Annotated in this window: 3 protein-coding genes; all 3 read right to left on the reverse strand. The window is 61.4% G+C overall.

Going from position 1 to position 2,094, the window contains the following annotated elements:
* Positions 1–643, reverse strand: a 643-nt coding sequence (locus KBA32_RS15400) for a bile acid:sodium symporter (RefSeq protein ID WP_294360734.1), incomplete at its 3' end; no start/stop codon positions are given.
* On the reverse strand, positions 640–1,155 hold the full coding sequence (locus KBA32_RS15405; protein ID WP_294360736.1) for an arsenate reductase ArsC: 516 nt from the start codon (positions 1,153–1,155) through the stop codon (positions 640–642). The genes KBA32_RS15400 and KBA32_RS15405, both read right to left, overlap by 4 nt.
* Complete coding sequence (locus KBA32_RS15410) at positions 1,152–1,472, reverse strand: helix-turn-helix transcriptional regulator (RefSeq protein ID WP_294360738.1); 321 nt, start codon at positions 1,470–1,472, stop codon at positions 1,152–1,154. Before KBA32_RS15410 ends, KBA32_RS15405 begins: the two co-directional genes overlap by 4 nt.
* Positions 1,473–2,094: the final 622 nt, after the last annotated feature.

The following is a 2,094-nucleotide window of genomic DNA, read 5'->3' on the forward strand; positions in this document are numbered from 1 at the left end:
TTCTCCAAAGCTGGGCGAGGATCAGCGGAATAACGATGTAGAGCACCACCGAGGTAAACAACGTCGCCCACGGCACGGTGATCGCCGAGATGCCGAGCAGGAAGCCGACCAGCGGCGCAAAGGCGAAGATCATGATCGTGTCGTTCATCGCCACCTGCGACAGCGTGAACAGCGGATCGCCGTTCGACAGCCGGCTCCACACGAAAACCATCGCCGTGCACGGCGCTGCGGCCAGCAGAATCAGGCCGGCGATGTAGCTATCGAGCTGGTCGGCCGGCAGCATGGGAGCAAAAAAATTACGCACGAACAACCAGCCGAGGAAGGCCATCGAGAACGGCTTGACCAGCCAGTTCACGAACAACGTCACGCCGATGCCGCGCACGTGCTGGCGCACCTCGTGCAACGCGCCGAAATCGACCTTGACCAGCATCGGGATGATCATCACCCAGATCAGCAGCCCGACCGGCAGGTTCACTTGCGCGTACTCCATGCGCCCAATCGCCTGAAAAACACCGGGCAGCATTTGCCCCAGCCCGATGCCGGCAACGATGCAGAGGAAGACCCACACCGTCAGGTAGCGCTCGAAGACGCTCATCGGCGCGCCGGCCGACTGTTTGGCCACGACTTCACATTGCGCGCTCATTGTTCGGTCGCTCCGACAGCCTCGTGAATCAGCCGCGCCGCGGTCGCCACGTCCTTCGTCGACATCGACTCGAGATCGAGCGCGAGAAAGGCCTTGATGCGCTTTTCCAAGGCCTGATAGGCAACTTCGAACGCCTCGCGCCGCGCCTCCATCGGCTCCACATGCGCCGGATCGGCGATGCCCCAGTGCGCCGTCGTCGGATGCCCGGGCCAGATCGGGCACGTCTCGCCGGCCGCGCTGGCGCAGACGGTGAAGATGTAGTCGATTTTCGGCGCGCCGGGTACGGCGAACTCGTCCCACGACTTGCTGCGTGCCTCCGCCGGAAACGGCACGCCGTGCTTCTCCAAGGTTTCCAGCGCGACCGGGTTGACCTTGCCCGACGGCTGACTGCCGGCGGAAAAGGCACGCACCCGGCCCTGGCCGAGATGGTTGAACAGCGCCTCGCCGAGAATCGAGCGAGCGGAATTACCGGTACACAGCACCAGCACATTGAATAGTCGTCTTGCGGTCATGGAGTCTCCTCGTCGGACAGGCAGCGCGACAACTGCCCATTACAACAGTCTTCGGTCAGAAAGGAAGCCAAAGCGCGGATCGCCGGCATCGCCGCCCGGTAACGCACGAAGCGCCCCTCCGGCGTCGCCGCCACCAGCCCCGCCTGCGCCAGCGTCTTGAGATGGAAGGAAAGCGTCGGCGCAGGCATCTCCAGCGCTTCGCCGATCACTCCGGGCGTCAGCCCGTCCGGCCCGTTCTGAACCAGCAGACGCAGAACGCCGACCCGACTCTCCTGAGCCAGCGCCGCAAAGGCAGTGACAGCATCTTTCGTTTCCATATTTCCAATAATATGGAAACGCCGAGTTCGCCGCAAGCCCAATCTGTTCATGATCAGTTTGCAGGCGCACGCGCGACTCGGCATGGTCAGTCCGCAAGAGCGCCGCTCACGCCTGCAACAACATCCCGTGATGCGGCAATGATCACACCGGCCTGACGGTTTCCGTTCTTTCCTCACCGCCCTTTTCCGGGGCGCCTGACAGGTTGGCGCCGAGGTTGGCCGTCGAATCCAAACCCGCCCTACCGCCCCCCTCATGCGAACGATCGCGAGCAACGTCACCCCTCGCTCTTTTTTTACAACCTCAAGGTTCCTCACAGCGTGAGGGTTTGTCTCGGTCAGCGAATGGTGCTTATCAGGCCCAAAAAAGAGCGTGTCGATCACAGGGACCTTCGGCATTGGCTCAATTCGCCGCAGGTCTTCGGTCATATCCATGGTTTCAGCGATGGAGCTGTTGCGGAACGCTTGAACCTGCCAGCGATACGTGGCTCAGCCATCGCACTGCCATCATCCTGAAAAACTCAGTTCTTCACCGCAAAGGCGCAAAGATCGCAAAGGTTCGCAAAGAAAATCAAAGCGCTACGCGAACAGCACCTATCTTTCATCTTGACCCACAGGGTGAATG

This window comes from Propionivibrio sp., from assembly GCF_017995515.1.
GTDB lineage: Bacteria > Pseudomonadota > Gammaproteobacteria > Burkholderiales > Rhodocyclaceae > Propionivibrio.

Excerpts from the sequence above, each read along its gene's own strand:
- KBA32_RS15405 (WP_294360736.1), bottom strand. The coding sequence starts at position 1,155 with ATGACCGCAAGACGACTATTCAATGTGCTGGTGCTGTGTACCGGTAAT.
- KBA32_RS15410 (WP_294360738.1), bottom strand. The coding sequence starts at position 1,472 with ATGGAAACGAAAGATGCTGTCACTGCCTTTGCGGCGCTGGCTCAGGAG.